Here is a 15,923-nt window from a genome sequence, read left to right on the forward strand (position 1 = left end):
CTCACGTCCAGAAATAGCGGACGATGTGGAAGAACACCGGTGCGGCGAAGACCAGGCTGTCGGCGCGGTCCATCATGCCGCCGTGACCCTCGATCAGGTGACCCCAGTCCTTGACGCCCTGGTCGCGCTTGATCGCCGACGCCACCAGCCCGCCGAGGAACCCCATCAGGCAGGCGATGAAGGCGACGCCTGCCGCCGCCAGCGGCGAGAACGGCGTCAGGAACGACAGCAGCGCGCCGAGAAGGCTCGATGCCACCAGCCCGCCGACCAGCCCTTCCCAGGTCTTCGAGGGCGAGACGGAGGGCGACAGAAGATGCCTGCCGAACAGCTTGCCGAAAATGTATTGCAGCACGTCGCTGCCTTGCACGGTGATGATCAGGAAGGCGATGAGCAGGAGGTTGCGGCCCTCGAAACCGGGCACGTTGAGGGTCAGCAGCGCCGGCACATGGCTGACGCAGTAGACCGAGATCATGACCGCCCATTGCTGCGCGGACACGCGCTCGAGGAAGCGCTCGGTGTCGCCGTTGAGCGCGGTGACCGCCGGCATCAAGAGGAAGCAGTAGACGGGGATGAAAATGGTGAAGAGCCCGTACCAGGCGGTCCACACCAGCCAGTACTGGAAGGGAATGATGATGCCGAACATGCCGAGCAGCACCCAGTGGTCGCTGCGCCGGCTGTGCGTCAGCGTCACGAACTCGCGCAGCGCGGCAAACGAGATCAGCGCAAACAGGATGGTCATGCCGGTGCGGCCGAAGAAGAAGGCGACGGTGATCGCCAGCACCATCACCCACCAGGCGTTGATGCGCTGGTTCAAGTTGACGAGCGTCGAGGGCAGCGGCTTCGGCGCCCGCCATGAGAGGATACCGGCAATAATGCTCGCCATGGTCAGCACGCAGATCAGGCCGGCCAGCAGGATGACGGTTTCATGCATTGGCGGCAGTGTCATACGAAGTCTCTTTGCCTGGTCATGCTAGCGGTCCCGATCGGGACGCGGGTTGAGCGACAGCAGCGTCTGGCGCGCGCGCTCGAGGAAGGTGCGGCGTTCTTCGCCGGGCGCGATCGCCACCGGCGGACCGAAGACGACGCGGCACAAAAGCGGCACCGGTAGGAACTGGCCCTTGGGCAGCACGCGCGACATGTTCTCGATCCAGCACGGGATGAGTTCCACATCCGGCCGCGCCATCGACAGATTGTAGAGGCCGGAGCGGAACGGCAGCAGATCCGCCTCCGTCGTGTTGCGAGTGCCTTCGGGAAACAGGATCAGCGAGTGGCCGTCGTCGAGCACCGACAGCATGATCGAGATCGGGTGTTGCGTTTCGTCGGTCCACTGCCGGTGGATGAGCACGGACGACATCATGTCCTGCGCGATGAAGCGGCGCAGCCGCGACTTGCCCCAATATTCGGCCGCCGCGATCGCATGGGTCCGGGCGCGCACCTTCTCACTCAGACAGGCCGACAGCAGGATGAAATCACCATGGCTGGCATGGTTGGCGAAGTAGATGCGCTGCCGCTCCGACGGCTGGCTGCCGTTCCAGATTGGTCTGACGCCGGTTACCACCCAGGCCGCCGCCGACAGGCCGACCGAAGTCACCGTCTGCAGCAAGGTGAAGGTGTTGGCGCGCAGGTGAAGTTTTGTCATGGCTCAAACAAATGCTGCGAAAAGGGATGCCGCAGCAAACATGGCGAGCGCCATGCGCTGCCTTGTCAGCAGGCGGCGCGTGCCTGCAATGCGACGGTCAAGCGAGCGGCCGCCGGCAGCGGCGGGCTTCAGGCGCATGCGCGCCAGCACATCGTCGACCGCGGCACCCCCGGCGGCCTCGCTGGCGTGGCTTGCCATCAGCCGGAACAGCAGCGCGTCGAACAAAAGCAAGGCCGAAAGAGCCAGCGTGGCCACGGCGCCCGCCGCCGCGACCAGCCAGGCCGCCGCGGACAGCGCTGTCGTCTGCGGTCCGGCCACCAGGCCGATGACCGGCGCTGCCATCACAGCCGCGACCACCAGCAGGATCGGCCACACCGCCTGCACCATCAGCCCGGCGGCGAATATTTCGGCCTTCTCGGGAAAATTGTCGCCACTCATGCCGGCCAACTCATGTCGGTTCTTCCAGCCCCGGTTCTTCCAGCCCCGGTTCATCCAGCCCGATCTGAAGGTGCACGGGCCTGCCCGACGCGGCGAGTCTCTTGCGCGCCTGTGCAGCTGTGTACGAGCGCCCCGTCACCACCAGCCAGTCGGCGACGATGGCCGCACTGCGCTGGAAGCCGAGCGCGCAGCAGACCAGGACGGTGCCGCGCCGGCGCGCCAGCTCGATCGCCGCCACCGCTCGCTCCAGCCTGTCGTGAGGCGGCGCCACGAGGTCGAGCATCGCGTAGCTGATCCAGCGGCAGGTCACGCCGGGCGGCCGTTCCATCTCGCCGGCAAGGTCGATCACTGTGCCGAAGCGGTTGGCCTCGTCGGCACTCGGAAACCGGCCGAGGAAAACACCGTCGGTGATCTCCACTTGCGGCGCCAGTTGGCGGGTCCATACCCACACATTGATCCGGGCGCCAAGCCGGTAGGGCAGGAGCAGGATACGGTTGGCCAGTGAGACGCTACCATCGGCTGCCTTCTGGAACACTTTGGTGCCGGCCCCAGCATAGCCGAAGGCGACGATGGCCAGCGCCAATGCCGGCCACAACAGGATGAGAAAATCGGCGGAGACCAACGCGCCCTCGGCAGCGCCGGCCAGGGCAAGGGCCGCCCCCAGCCCGTAATAACCCGCCAGCCGCCGCGCCCTTGGGTCGGCGGTCAACCGAAAACCCCAGAATGGCAGCTCGCCCTTGGACGGAAACAGCCACAGCGCAAACAGGCCGAGCAGGGCGCCGGTCGGAATGTCGATGAAATGATGCTGCCAGGTCGTCAGCACCGAGGCGCCGATGAGAAAACACCAGACGTGCCAGACCGGGCGGAGAATGCCGCCGAGACGGTGACGTGCCAGAACGTGACGCCAATGGTCCCAGATGATCACCAGGAGTGCGATGTGCAGGGATGGCGCTTGGTTGAACGGCTTGTCGAAACCACCGAGCACCGCAAACAGGAAACCCGGCAGGCCGGTGGTTTCCGGCCGCACGAAGGTCGCCGTCAGCGGGAACGCGATGAAGCAGGCGACGGCAATGATCTGCGCCGAGAGATAGCGGCCGGCGAGCCGGTCGACGCCGCGCCTGGTCGTGTTGAGCAGCAGCGATAGGCCGTAGAACAGATTGATCGACCAATAGGGCACGATCGTCCAGGCGACGAACGGGATGGCGTGTTCCCAGGCAAACACGATGCTGCCGACATGGTCGCGCCGCGACGCCAGCCAGTTGGCAAAGCTATAGGTCGAATAGAAGAATGGCGCCAACAGCGCCAGCCAAAGGGCTGCCCTCAGCACGATGCCCAAATAGGGTTCCCGCGCCGGGGCAGGGTCAGCGACAGGCAGGGCCATGGTCTCAGACGCGCCGTGCGACCGAGACGGTGAAGATGCCCCATTGGTCGATGCGCTGGTCGATCTTTGCGAAACCGGCAGCCGTCACCAACTGGTCCATCTCGCCTTGCGTGCGCCGCCGCATCACCCAGGCCTGGCCGCCGCGATGCGAGGTCAGGCTGCGCGCGATCATCTCCAGCTGCGGATGCCATGGCTGATTGGTGTAGACGAGCAGGCTGCCGGGCTGCATGGCGCTCGCCAGCCCGCCGAGCGAGCGGGAAATCATCGTATTGTCGGCGAACAATTCGTAAAGTCCGGAGACGATGGCGAGGTCCGGCGCCGGGGTCAACCCAGCCAGCATGTCGGCATCGAAGGCGTCGGCCTGATGGAAGGTAACGCTGGTCGGCAGACGCCGCTCGGCGATCAGCTTCGAGCCGAGCCCGACATTGAGTTCGGAATAATCCTGCAGCCGCACGCTTGCCGGTGGTTCAGTGCATTTTGCGACGGCATCGAGCACATAACGGCCGTGACCGGCGGCGATGTCGAGCATGTGGACGGGACGGCCAGCCGCCATCAGGCTGGCGGCGGCGTTGCCGATCAGCTCTTCCAGATGCAGCTTGCGCTGGCGGATGCCGCGCCAGCCGATGGCGTCGAGGAAGGTGCGGTCGATCATGCGGCCGATGAAGCCGGTGCCGCGCGCATCGTTCTCGTAGACATAGTCGAGCGTCGAGCCGGAATCGAAGCCGGTGGCGATGCCGATCTTCATGCCCGAAGACAGCCAGGCGCCCATGCGGATCGAGGCGCGACTCATCGCCCAGAAAATTCCCTTGGGCGACAACAGCGTCAGCGGCGAGGCGAGCCTCTCGGCCTCGTCGCGGGTGTAGCCGGCGCGGTCGGCCTGAAGCAAGTCGATGGTTTTCTCCGGCGTGGCAAATTGCTTTTCGAGGAACGGCCGGATCAAGTCCAGCGCCTGCTTGCGATCGCGCTCGCCCAGCGTGTCGTGGAAGAAGCCGGGCAGCACATGCCGCTCCTTGGCGCTGCTGCCGAGATTGACGAAGAATTCGTGCTGCGGTCCATGCCGCACCACCCAATCGCTGCCGGAGATCAAGAACTGCGTCGGCACGGTGATGGCGCGCGCGTCCGAGACGATGCGGGCAGCGTGGTCGTAAAGCTCGACCAGGATGTTGGAGGCGATCGGTCGCGTGATCAGCGGATCGGCGTCGAAGGAAGCGATGCGCTCGGCATCATGCGTCAGGAACTTCGCCTTGACGTAGGAATTGACGAAGAAGCGGCCCTTGAGCTTCTGCCACAGCGCAATGCCCTCTTTGGCGAAGGGCACGTAGAGCTTGACCGAAAAGGCCGGTGAAGCCACCACCAGCGCGCGGATGTCGGGCGCATAGTCATGCACCCAGGCAGCGGCCAGCACGGCGCCGAAGGACTGCGCGATCAGCGCGATGTCGCGCTGGCCAAAACCATCCCGGCCGATCTCACGCACCAGGCAGTCGATGTCACGAACCAGGGCGGCAAAGGATGGCGCATAGCCGCGCTCGCCGGCCGAGCGGCCATTGCCGCGCGCGTCCCAGGCGTAGAAGGCATGGTCGGGCATGGCGAGTTCGTCGACCAGATGCGCCATGCGGCCGCCATGCTCGTGGCCGCGATGGAACAGAAGGATCGCACCCTTTGGCGTCGACCCGGCGGCCGGCCAGTAGCGGTAGAAGATCTCGGTGCCGTCATGGCTCTTGAACGTGCGCTCCTGCGCGATGCGCTCGAGGCTTGCCGGTGCTCCGGCTGCAATGGTCTGGTGGATCATGGTTTCCCTCTGGCGGTCGGGTGCCTGACGCTTTGGCATCATGCGCCGCCCGCTCTAAGGCCGCCGCGTATCCGGTTGATGGCGGTTACGACTGACAGTGTAGCCATGACCGGAAACACAAAGGGCACAATCGCTTGGAACCACAGGCCGCAGGCGATGAGGAAGGCGATGACGCCGAGCACCAGGGCTCGGTCGCTCTTGCCGAACGGCCCGGCATAGTTGCGCCCGCTGCCTGCGGCAACGCCAAGCACGCCGGCGAACTCGACAAGCATGGCGGTAATAGCGAAGGCGACGACACCCCAGGCCGGGAACAAGGTGGCAAAGGCCAGGATCAGCGCCAGGTCCGAGACGACGTCGCAGAGTTCGTTGAGATACATGCCGAGTTTTGATGCTTGCCCATGTTCCCTGGCCAGCATCCCGTCAATGGCGTTGAGCGCCATGCGCACGAACAGCACCACCGGCATCAAGAGGAAAACCAGGGGATGGAAGGCAAAGGCCGCGACCACCAGGCCGGTGGCGATGGAGAGCGCGGCGGCGAGAAGCGTGATCTGGTTGGCGGTGACGCCGGCATCGGCCAGCCGGTCGGCCAGCGGCCGCAGCCTGGCCTGAAAGGCCGGTTTCAGTTGATAAAGCGTTGGCATGTGCGATCCCCCAACCGCGGCTCATGACAGTGTCGGCGAGATTGGTCAATCGGCAGGCAGGGCGCAAGGGCTCGCACCAGCATCCGCACCGTTGCGGGACTCGAAACTCCCGGCATGGATGCAGAGGCGCAGCCGAAGATCTCGGCCAAGCAGGATGTTGCGCGCTACAAACCGCCTCGCAAATGAGAACTTTACAAATACTCGTATTTATGTGAAGTAAATCACTGAAAGGTCGATCATGACAAACAGTCGCTTCGCCACCCGCCTGAATTCCTTCGCCTCGCGGCCGCAAGCCGAATGGCCTGATCTCACCGGCAAGCCGTCCATGCTGCAGATGGCCACTCGCGCGGCCAAGGTCGACGGGTTGACCGATCTTGATCTTAATTTCCCCGATCATGTCAGTGAAAAGCCGGCTGAAATCGCCCGAAAGCTCGGCGGTCTCGGGCTTTCCATCAATGGCTTTGCCATGCGTTACTACTCCAATCCGGCCTTCAAGCTCGGCGCCTTCACCAATCCGGACCCGGCGGTGCGCCGCGAAGCCATCGACTTGACCAAGGCCGGTATCGATGCGGTGCGCGCGTGCGGCGCCAGTCTGATGACGCTGTGGCTGGGCCAGGATGGCTTCGACTATGCATTTCAAACTGACTATGCGACGCTCTGGCAGCACGAAATCGAGGGGATTCGTGAAGTTGCCGCGCATGATCCCGGCTGCCAGATCAGCCTGGAGTACAAGCCTAACGAACCGCGCTCCTACTCGCTGATGCCGGATGCCGCGACCACCTTGCTGGCGATCCGCGATGTCGGCCTACCCAATCTCGGCGTCACGCTCGATTTTGCCCATGTGCTCTATGCCGACGAACAGCCGGCCTTCGCCGCGGCGCTGATCGCTCGCCACAGCAAGCTGCTCGGCGTCCATCTCAACGATGGCTATGCCAAGCGCGACGACGGCCTGATGGTCGGCGCGGTGCACACGCTGCAGACCATCGAACTGCTGCGCCAGATCCGTCGCGACGGCTATGCCGGCGCCATCTACTTCGACACTTTCCCCGACATGACCGGGCTCGATCCGGTGCGCGAATGCGAAGTCAACATCGCCACCGTCAAGCGCCTGCTGCGCGTTGTCGACCGGCTGGAGAAGGATAACCGCCTGTCCGCCGCCATGGACAGCCAGGACGCCGTGACGTCGCAGGCTATCGTCCAGGAAGCCATGCTCGGGCCGGAGACGAGGGGACGTTGATGACGTTGAGCAATCTCGATCTGAAAGCCGTGGGGCCGCGCATCCGCATGATGATGCCGCATCTCACCCCGCTTGAGGCCAAGGTGGTGGAAACCGTCTTCGGCCGGCGCGGTTTCGACGAGACCATTCCGCTCAAGCAGATCGCCGAGGAGGCCGGCGTGTCCGAGGCGATGGTGGTCAAGATCGCCAAGAAACTCGGCTTCTCCGGCTACCGCGACTTCCGCACCGCCGTCTATGAATACAGCCGCCTCCCGACCGCCGAGATGCACCAGGAACTGTCGGTCGACGACAGCTCGGCCGAGATCGTGCAGAAAGTGTTCCGCACCTCGATCCAGGCGCTGGAGGAGACGCTCGCGATCCTCGACATGGACGATTTCGACCGTGCCGCCGATCTGCTCTACCGCGCCAGGAACCGCGATTTTTATGGCGTCGGCGGCTCCGCCCAGATCGCCCGCGACGTCTCGCACAAATTCCTGCGCATCGGCATCCGCGCGTCTGTCTATGACGACTCGCACATGATGCTGATGTCGGCCTCGCTCCTCGGCGCCGACGACATCGCCGTCGGCTTCTCGCATTCCGGCAACACGTCGGCCGTCATCGACGCCATCCATCTTGCCCGCAAGAGCGGCGCCCGCACGCTGGCCATCACCAACTACGACAACTCGCCGCTGGCCCGGATTGCCGACATCGTGCTGTGCTCGACGGCGCAGGGATCGCCGCTGATGGGCGAGAACGCGGCGGCGCGCATCGCGCAGCTCAACATCCTCGACGCGCTGTTCGTGGCGGTGGCGCAGCGCGACTACCAGGCGGCGGAGCGCAATCTCGGCCGCACCATGTCGGCGGTCACCTCGAAGCGAAAAGACCGCGGCACATGACGGTTCCGCTGGTCACCGTCTTCGGCAGCCTGCACTACGACATCATGGTCGACGCGCCCGACCGTCCGCGCAAGGGCGAGACTGTGACCGGCCATGCCTGGCAGCCGAAATGCGGCGGCAAGGGCGGCAACCAGGCGGTCTCGGCGGCACGCGCCGGCGTGCGCGCGGCGATGATCGCCGCCGTCGGCGACGACGATTTCGGCACGGCGCTGCTGGCCAATCTCGATCGCGCCGGCGTCGATCGCCGCTTCGTGCGCGTGGCGGCAGGCGCAGGCTCCGGCATGAGCGTGGCGATCTTCGACAGCGATGGCGACTATGGCGCGGTGATCGTCTCCGGCAGCAATCTCACCCTGGGCGGTGATGACATCGCGGCTGCGGGCGAGGTGGTGGTACGGACGGCAGTGCTGTTGCTGCAGAACGAAGTGCCCGATGCCGCCAACATCGCTGCCGCGCGCGCGGTGAAGGCATCCGGAGGCTGCGTCGTGCTCAACGCCGCACCGGCGCGAACACTGTCGGCCGAATTGACCGCTCTGATAGACATCGTCATCGTCAACGCCATCGAAGCGGAATTTTTGGCCGGCGTTCCGGTCGTCGATACGCTCGCCGGCGCAACCGAAGCCGCGCGGCGGCTGATCGATACCTACCCCTCGGCGATCGTCACCGCCGGCGGCGAAGGCGTCGCCTATTGCGACCGGATCGGCGCGGCCTTCGCGCTGGCGGCCATTCCGGTAAAAGTCGTCAGCACCCATGGCGCCGGCGACGAATTCGTCGGCGCCTTCGCGGCAGGCCTCGCCCGTGGCCATCCGATGGAAGCGGCGATCGCCACGGCCAATGCCGCCGCCGCCTCGCTGGTGGCGACACCGGAGGGAAAGCGCAGCTCGCGTTGAAAACTCAGGCCGCATATTGCCGCCTCCAAACCCGTGCCCCCGTCGATGAGCGAAACGGCAAACCGGGCGCGGCGAGAACCTGCTTGGCTTTGCCCTGATGGAGGCGCGGGACCAAGCTGCGTGGTCGAAAGTAGGGAGCTTCAGTCCGCTTCGCCGGCCGAACTTTTGCCGCACTGCGCCAGCACCTTACCGATCGCAGCGCTCGAGCCCGTCAGCGGAAAGCTGTTCTCGCCATATTTGTCGGCCGTAACCGTGACGTCGCCCTTGCTGCGCAACAGGCCGAGCAGTGGATCGTCTTTGCTCAGCTCAGCCGTGAAGTAATTATACATGGCCTCGAGGTCGAGCTTTTTGGTCACGCTCTTGTCACCGCCCTTGAAGGTGAAGGAAGCGCTGATGCCGGGTTCCAGCTGCTGGCCGGCCGCACCCAGATCGTAGCTCAGCACCGGCTTGTCGAAACAGACGAGCATCAGATGCGCATCGGCCTTCGGTCCGCCGCACACCGAAGCCGTCAGCACGCTGCCGCCTTCGTCTTCTTCCATCTTGGCGCTCCAGTTGCAGGACGCGGCAAAAGCCGGCTGCGCGGCTTGCAGCGCGGCCAGAACGGAACCTGCCATCATGAACTTCGCCAATGCACTTTGCATGATCCCCTCCCAAGCTACATTCAACGAGATCATACAGGACAAAAGGCCTGGTGACAGCGGCATATGCCGTCTTAGCCCCCGGCGCGCCCCATTGATCAAGCCTTTGAGACCGGCCTCGACGTCCAGGGCGGCTCCGGCGCGAAGCGCTTGCCGATCCACTCGGCGAAGGCGCGTGTCTTGGCGGCTTGTCCCTTGGCCGAGGGCATGACGACATAGACCGCGCCTTCGTCGGCCAGCGTCCAGTCCGCCAGCACCGGCACCAGCCGTCCGTCGGCGAGTTCGCGTCCGACAAGCCAGTCGGTGCTCATCATCAGGCCGAGGCCTTGCACCGCGGCTTCGACCAGCACCTCGGCATCGTCGCACACCATCGGCCCCGAGACGTCGACGTTGACGCGGCGTCCCGAACTGTCGGTCATCTCCCAGGTTGGAAAGGTCTGGAAGCCGGAGAAGCCGAGGCAGGCGTGTTCTGTGAGCGCTTCCGGCGCTTCCGGCGTGCCCCGGCGGGCGAGGTAGGAGGGAGCAGCGCACAGCAACCGCCGCCGTGTCGCGATCTTGCGCGCCACCAGGCGCGAGTCCTCCAGCGCGCCGAGACGGACGGCGACATCGAAGTTCTCTGCAACGAGATCGACGAACCGGTTGGAGAACTCGGCCTCGATGCGGACATCCGGGAACGTCGCTAGAAATTGCGGCAGCAGCGGCCCGATCCACATACGGCCAAAGGTTCCCGGCATCGCCAGCCGCAGCAAGCCCCGCGGAGCCCCGCTGGCATGCGCGGAAGCAGCTGCCTCGGCTTCGTCTACCGAGGCCAGGATGGCGCGAACGCGTACCAGGAACTCCGCTCCCGCCTCCGTCAACGATACGCTTCGGGTCGTGCGGTGCAGCAGCCGCACGCCGAGCCGCTCCTCCAGCGATTGCAGGCGGCGTGACAGGATCGTCGGGTCGCGCCCGACGCGCAACGCTGCCTTGGTGAAGGAGCGCGCTTCGGCGATGGCCGCAAAGGCGGCCATTTCGGCAAGGCTGGCGGGGTCGTGTGATTGCTGCATGAAACACAGGACTCATATGTAAGGTTCCGGATTATCTGCTTGTAGCGCAGCAGATAGCTTCACTCAATCCTGACGATCGACCCCTTCAACCGGAATGCGTGAGCCATGAAAGCCATCGAACTGACCGCCGCCAAGCTGGACGCCTTTCGCGCCACCACCATTGCCACGCCTGAACCGCAGCGCGGCGAAGTGCTGATCCGCCAGCGCGCCGCGAGCCTGAATTTCGTCGATGTGGCGGTGGCCAGCGGCAATTATCGCGTGCCCGGCTTTCCGCTCATTCCCGTCGCCGACGGCGCCGGCGAGATCGTCGCGCTGGGGGAGGGCGTTACGGATTTCGCCGTCGGCGATCGCGTCGTTGCCCATGCCAAGCCGCGCTGGATCGGCGGTCCGCCCCGGCCTAACGAGATGACACAGATGCGCGGAATTTCGCTGCCGGGGTCGCTCGCCGAATATGTCGCGCTGCCGGCCAACTCGCTCGTGCCGGTACCGGCTCGTCTCTCTTTCGAGGCGGCGTCGACCCTGCCGATCGCCGCGACCACCGCCTGGAACGCCGTCCGCGCCGCCGATGTCGGGCCGGGCTCGGTCGTCGTGCTGCTCGGCACCGGCGGCGTCTCCATCTTCACCCTTCAGCTGGCGAATGCCGCCGGCGCAACCGTCATCATCACTTCTTCGTCGGACGAGAAGCTGGAGCGGGCGAAGGCACTCGGCGCCGATCATCTCATCAACTACCGCGCGACGCCCGACTGGGACGGCAAGGTGCTGGAACTGACCGGCGGCCTCGGCGCCGACCTCGTCGTCGAGACCGCCGGCACCGCCACCTTCGCCCGCGCCGTCAACGCCACCGCGCCTGGCGGCACGCTGTTCACCATCGGTTTCGTCACCGGCGCCGAGGCCACGGTCGACCTGCTGCCGATCATCATCAAGGCACTTAAGCTGGTCGGCAACAACACCGGGTCGGTATCTGACCTTCGCGCCGCCGTCCGCGCCATCGCCGCCGCCCGCATCGACCCGGTCGTCGACAAGGTGTTTAGCCAGGAGCAGGCGGCCGAAGCCTACGCGCACATGGCGGCGGGCGGGCAGCATTTCGGCAAGCTTGCGTTCAAGCTCGACTGGTAGCCGAGGCGCGCGAGCTGCCAATCTCCCCCCTTGAGGGGGAGATGCCCGGCAGGGCAGAGGGGGTCGGTCCGACCGGGCTCGACCTATTGCGGCGGAAGGAGGTTGGCGCTCAACGAGAGGCGACCCCCTCTGTCGCCTTCGGCGACATCTCCCCCTCGAGGGGGGAGATTACGCACGCCGCTTTCTAGATCAACTTCTCCAGCGTGATCGGCAAGTCCCGCACTCTTTTTCCCGTCGCATGGAACACGGCATTGGCGATCGCCGGCGCTACGCCGACGATGGCCAGTTCGCCGACACCCTTGCCGCCGAGCACCGAAGAGTGCAGGTCGGGAACGCCGACCGAGATGACCTCGATATCGGGGATGTCGGCATTGGTCGGCACCAGATAGTCGCCGAGATTGTTGTTGACGATGCGGCCATGCCTGCGGTCGACAATGCCTTCTTCAAGCAGCGCCTGGCCGATGCCCATGATGATGCCGCCCTTCCACTGGCTTTCGGCCAGCTTGGGGTTGTAGAGCCGGCCCGAATCCAGCGCCGATACCACGCGCGACACGCGCACCGTGCCGAAATCCTCGTCGACGCGCACCTCGATGAAATGCGCGCACCAGGAGTGGCGCGAATAGTCGCCCTCGGTGTGCGGAAGCGCCGCCGCGATGGTGGTGTAGTTCTTGTAGCGATCCTCGGCGGTCGAGTTCGCCGGCATGGTGTCGCCGGTGGCCTCGATGCGGTCGCGGCCGACGCTGGCCAGCAGGTCGGCGATCGAGACATCGGGACCATCGCCGCGCGGCGACCTGATGCGGCCATTGGCGACGACCAGCGTGTTGGCCTGCAGCGCGTGGAAGGGCGAGCGCGGATCGCTGATCGCCAGCCCGACCAGCTGGTCGAGCGCCGATGTCGCCGCCTTGTAGACCGCCCCCGTCATCACGCCGGCCAGCCGCGACCCGCCGGCCACGCCGGCGCGGGGATACCGGGAATCACCGAGCTTCACCACGACATGGTCGGCCGCCACGCCTACCGTTTCGGCCGCCGTCTGCGCCAGGATCGTGTAGGTGCCCTGGCCCATGTCGATCGAGGAGCTTTCGACCTCGACCGAGCCGTTGGCAAGGATACGCACGATGGCCTCGCCGTAAGCGCGCCGCACCGGATAGGTACCGGCGGCGACGCCCCAGCCGATCAGCTGGTTGCCGTCGCGCATCGAACGCGGTTTGGGCGTGCGCTGGGCCCAGCCGAAGCGTTCGGCGCCAGCCGCGAAAGCCTCGCGCAACTGCCGCGTCGACCAAGCCTTTTTTGCGTGCGGATCCTGCTCGGCGTAATTCCTCAGCCGGATCTCCAGCGGATCGATGCCGACCTCGTAGGCGAGCTCGTCAATGGCGCTTTCGATGCCGAAGGCGCTGGGGTTTTCGCCCGGCGCGCGCATGGCGCCAGGCACCACCGAATTCACCCGCACGACATTCTGCTTCGAGGAGAAGTTGGGCGTCGCATACATGATCGAGGTGACCACGCCCAAAGGCTCGACCCACATGCCGTCGATCGACGTTTCATTGACGCCGCGATGCACGATCGACTGGATCTTTCCGTCACGGTCGGCGCCGATCGTCACCGTCTGGCGGGTCGCGGCGCGGCCGCCATAGCCGGTAAAAGTCTGCGGCCGCGTCATCACGACCCGCACCGGACGTCCCAGCATCTTGGCTGCGGCAGCAGCCACCGCGCCATGGCCGAGCGCCAGCGCCTTGGAGCCGAAGCCGCCGCCAATATAGGGCGAGACCAGGCGCACATTCTCGAACGGCACGCCGAACCATTCGGCATAGGTGCGGGCCATGCCGTCGAGCCACTGGCTCGGTTCCCACACGGTGAGCTTGTCGCCCTCCCAGCGGGCGATGAGGCCATGCGGCTCCATCGGCGCCTGGTATTCGCGCGGCGTGTTATAGGCGCCGCAGACGCGCACCGGGGCAGCGGCGAAAGCGGCCTGCGCATCGCCCCATTCCTTGGTCATGGCGGCGATCGGAATGCCGTCGCCCGCCTTGGCGTCGCTGAGGTCGACGATGGCCGGCGCCTCGTCATAGCTGACCTTGACCAGGGCTGCGGCCGCAACGGCCTGCTCGAAGGTCTCCGCGATGACCGCGGCGACATGCTGGCCCGAAAAGGTGATATCGCGCGCCAGCGGGCAGTAGGGCTTGTCCGGCGGCGGTGTGCCGAACCAGTCCGATGCAGTCTTCAGCGGCATGATGGTGTCCGGCGTCAGCACCTTGAGCACACCAGGTGCCGCCTCGGCGGCTGACGTGTCGATCGAGCGCACCTTGCCTGATGCGATCGTGCTTTCGACCAGGACGCCGTAGGTTAGCCCGTCGAGCTGCTGCTCGACGGCATATTTTGCCGCACCGGTAATCTTGGCCGGGCCGTCGACGCGCGACAGCCGCCCGCCAACCTGATCGGCAGTGCCGTCCGAAGCGTCGCCGTGCCGTGTCCTCGGGTCGTGAATGGTCATGACATGGCTCCCGTCTTGAGGATGGCGCGGGCAACGACGCGCGGCGCCAGTTCGATCTTGTAGTGGTTGGCGCCGTGGTCGATCGCCCCTTCCATGGCGAGCAAGCTGGCTGCCCGCACCCTGTCTTCGCTGAGCGCCTTGCCCTTCAACGCCGCTTCCACGGCGTGCGCCCGCCACGGCTTCGTCGCGACGCCGCCCAGCGCGACGCGCAGGTCGCGAATGGTGCGGCCATCGGCTTCGAAGTCGATGCCGACTGCGGCACTTGCAGCCGCGAACTCATAGGACTGCCGGTCGCGGATCTTGAGATAGGTCGAACGCCGGGCAGTGCCGGAAGCCGGTATGCTGATGGCGGTGATCATCTCGCCCGGTTGGATGGCATGTTCCCTGTCGGGCGTGGCGCCGGGCAGGAGAAAGAAGTCGTCGACGGCAACCTGGCGTTCGCCAAGATGAACCACGGCGTCGAAGGCGACCAGCGCGGTGGCGAGGTCACCGGGATACATGGCGATGCAGGCGTCGCTGGTGCCGAGCACGGCATGGCCGCGGGTGACGCCCCCGATCGCCGAGCAGCCGCTGCCGGGCGAGCGCTTGTTGCAAGCGGGAAAATTCGCGGGATCGCGGAAATAGGGGCAGCGCGTGCGCTGCATGAGATTGCCGCCGATGGTCGCCATGTTGCGGAGCTGCGCGGAGGCCGCCTGCCACAGCGCTTCCGAGACCGCGGGGAAGCGGCTTTTGATCTCGGCATGGTCGGCAACGTGGCTCATCTTGGCCAGCGCACCGATCATGGCGCCGTTGCCGTCAACCTTGATTGCGTCGAGCCCTTTGAGATGGGTGATGTCGACCAGGCTGTCGGGTTCGGCCACGCCGCATTTGGCGAGATCGACCAGCGTCGTGCCACCGGCAAGCAGCATGGCCCCAGGCAGGGCGGCTGCCTGTCGTGCCGCATCGATGCTATCGGCGCGAACGTAGGAAAAATCCCTCATGACGCGACCTCCAGTGCCGCGTGGCGCACGGCGGCAACGATGTGCGGATAGGCGCCGCAGCGGCACAGATTACCGGCCATGTATTCGCGGATCTCGTCATCCGAGCCGGCATGGCCCTCGCGGATGCAGGCGACCGCCGACATGATCTGTCCCGGCGTGCAGTAGCCGCACTGGAAAGCATCCTGGTCGAGGAAAGCAGCCTGAACCGCGTTGAGCGTGCCGTCATCGCCGGCCAATCCTTCGATGGTGGTGATCTCGCGGCCTTCGACCTGTGCTGCAAGCGTCAGGCAGGCCAGCACGCGCTGTCCCTCGACATGCACCGTGCAGGCGCCGCACTGGCCCTGGTCGCAACCCTTCTTGGTGCCGGTCAGGTCGAGGCGATCACGCAATGCATCGAGCAGCGTGACGCGCGGCTCGACCTGCAGTTCGTGACTGTGTCCGTTGATGGTGAGACGGATTGGGATAGTGGTGGATTTGGTTTGGTCGGTCATGAGGCGTCTGGCTCCAGTTGCTTGACGCTAGGGGATTGAAATGGGCTCGAGTGGGAGAGGACAAGGGAAGAGGCGACGGTGCGCCTAATCTCCCCCCTTGTGGGGGAGATGCCCGGCAGGGCAGAGGGGGCGCGAAGGAATGCGACGTTCCCGATTTACATGCGTCGACACGAATCTTGTCCGAGGAGGCGCTAGTCAGGCCTTGATAGGCTGGCGGGACAGCGCCCCCCTCTGTCCTGCCGGACATCTCCCCCACGAGGGGGAAGATTGGCAGCTCTGC

15 protein-coding genes are annotated in these 15,923 nt (G+C 65.6%); 4 read left to right on the forward strand and 11 right to left on the reverse strand.

Annotated features, from left to right (window positions below; translation table 11 throughout):
* Position 1: 1 nt before the first annotated feature.
* The 6 genes from ACYG9V_RS13950 to ACYG9V_RS13975 are packed head-to-tail and all read right to left on the reverse strand — an operon-like array spanning position 2 to position 5,888.
* Positions 2–931: a phosphatidate cytidylyltransferase gene (locus tag ACYG9V_RS13950; protein ID WP_031246892.1), complete on the reverse strand. Its 930-nt coding sequence runs from the start codon at positions 929–931 to the stop codon at positions 2–4.
* 39 nt (positions 932–970) lie between these two features.
* Positions 971–1,639 carry a lysophospholipid acyltransferase family protein gene (locus tag ACYG9V_RS13955; RefSeq protein WP_352673755.1) on the reverse strand — a complete coding sequence of 223 codons (669 nt, stop codon included), beginning with the start codon at positions 1,637–1,639 and terminating at the stop codon, positions 971–973.
* Between the two features lie 3 nt (positions 1,640–1,642).
* The gene (locus ACYG9V_RS13960; RefSeq protein WP_352673753.1) at positions 1,643–2,077 is read right to left on the reverse strand and encodes a hypothetical protein; all 435 of its coding nucleotides are present in this window, start codon (positions 2,075–2,077) and stop codon (positions 1,643–1,645) included.
* A 10-nt stretch (positions 2,078–2,087) separates the two neighbouring features.
* On the reverse strand, positions 2,088–3,458 hold the full coding sequence (locus ACYG9V_RS13965) for a phosphatase PAP2/dual specificity phosphatase family protein (RefSeq protein ID WP_352673751.1): 1,371 nt from the start codon (positions 3,456–3,458) through the stop codon (positions 2,088–2,090).
* Positions 3,459–3,462: 4 nt separating this feature from the next.
* The gene (locus ACYG9V_RS13970) at positions 3,463–5,244 is read right to left on the reverse strand and encodes a bifunctional alpha/beta hydrolase/class I SAM-dependent methyltransferase (RefSeq protein WP_460222067.1); all 1,782 of its coding nucleotides are present in this window, start codon (positions 5,242–5,244) and stop codon (positions 3,463–3,465) included.
* 41 nt (positions 5,245–5,285) lie between these two features.
* On the reverse strand, positions 5,286–5,888 hold the full coding sequence (locus ACYG9V_RS13975) for a CDP-alcohol phosphatidyltransferase family protein (RefSeq protein WP_027048772.1): 603 nt from the start codon (positions 5,886–5,888) through the stop codon (positions 5,286–5,288).
* Between the two features lie 238 nt (positions 5,889–6,126).
* Here ACYG9V_RS13975 and ACYG9V_RS13980 point away from each other — a divergent pair, with 238 nt between their 5' ends.
* Genes ACYG9V_RS13980 through ACYG9V_RS13990 form a run of 3 tightly spaced genes read left to right on the forward strand, consistent with a single transcriptional unit; the run spans position 6,127 to position 8,887 of the window.
* Entirely contained in the window at positions 6,127–7,125 is a 999-nt protein-coding gene (locus ACYG9V_RS13980; protein ID WP_352764408.1) for a sugar phosphate isomerase/epimerase family protein, read from the forward strand.
* On the forward strand, positions 7,125–8,000 hold the full coding sequence (locus ACYG9V_RS13985) for a MurR/RpiR family transcriptional regulator (protein ID WP_023730361.1): 876 nt from the start codon (positions 7,125–7,127) through the stop codon (positions 7,998–8,000). The genes ACYG9V_RS13980 and ACYG9V_RS13985 overlap by 1 nt, the downstream gene beginning before the upstream one ends.
* Complete coding sequence (locus ACYG9V_RS13990; RefSeq protein ID WP_352764411.1) at positions 7,997–8,887, forward strand: ribokinase; 891 nt, start codon at positions 7,997–7,999, stop codon at positions 8,885–8,887. Before ACYG9V_RS13985 ends, ACYG9V_RS13990 begins: the two co-directional genes overlap by 4 nt.
* Positions 8,888–9,027: 140 nt before the next feature.
* On the opposite strand, the gene ACYG9V_RS13995 is transcribed toward ACYG9V_RS13990, so the two are convergent.
* On the reverse strand, positions 9,028–9,528 hold the full coding sequence (locus ACYG9V_RS13995) for a hypothetical protein (protein WP_245260094.1): 501 nt from the start codon (positions 9,526–9,528) through the stop codon (positions 9,028–9,030).
* A 95-nt stretch (positions 9,529–9,623) separates the two neighbouring features.
* Positions 9,624–10,571, reverse strand: a complete 948-nt coding sequence (locus ACYG9V_RS14000) for a LysR family transcriptional regulator (RefSeq protein ID WP_352764413.1) — start codon at positions 10,569–10,571, stop codon at positions 9,624–9,626.
* A gap of 105 nt (positions 10,572–10,676) precedes the next feature.
* Here ACYG9V_RS14000 and ACYG9V_RS14005 point away from each other — a divergent pair, with 105 nt between their 5' ends.
* Entirely contained in the window at positions 10,677–11,687 is a 1,011-nt protein-coding gene (locus tag ACYG9V_RS14005) for a zinc-dependent alcohol dehydrogenase family protein (RefSeq protein ID WP_352764416.1), read from the forward strand.
* Between the two features lie 184 nt (positions 11,688–11,871).
* Here the strand turns inward: ACYG9V_RS14005 and ACYG9V_RS14010 are convergent, their stop codons facing one another.
* From ACYG9V_RS14010 to ACYG9V_RS14020, 3 genes are read right to left on the reverse strand one after another with little or no spacing between them, the layout of a single operon-like run.
* Complete coding sequence (locus tag ACYG9V_RS14010) at positions 11,872–14,172, reverse strand: xanthine dehydrogenase family protein molybdopterin-binding subunit (protein WP_352764419.1); 2,301 nt, start codon at positions 14,170–14,172, stop codon at positions 11,872–11,874.
* Positions 14,169–15,152 (reverse strand): FAD binding domain-containing protein, encoded by a 984-nt coding sequence (locus ACYG9V_RS14015; protein WP_352764422.1) that lies wholly within the window; start codon positions 15,150–15,152, stop codon positions 14,169–14,171. The genes ACYG9V_RS14010 and ACYG9V_RS14015 overlap by 4 nt, the downstream gene beginning before the upstream one ends.
* Complete coding sequence (locus ACYG9V_RS14020) at positions 15,149–15,643, reverse strand: (2Fe-2S)-binding protein (protein WP_023685477.1); 495 nt, start codon at positions 15,641–15,643, stop codon at positions 15,149–15,151. The genes ACYG9V_RS14015 and ACYG9V_RS14020 overlap by 4 nt, the downstream gene beginning before the upstream one ends.
* Positions 15,644–15,923: the final 280 nt, after the last annotated feature.

The sequence above is a fragment of the Mesorhizobium sp. W016 genome (assembly GCF_054719485.1).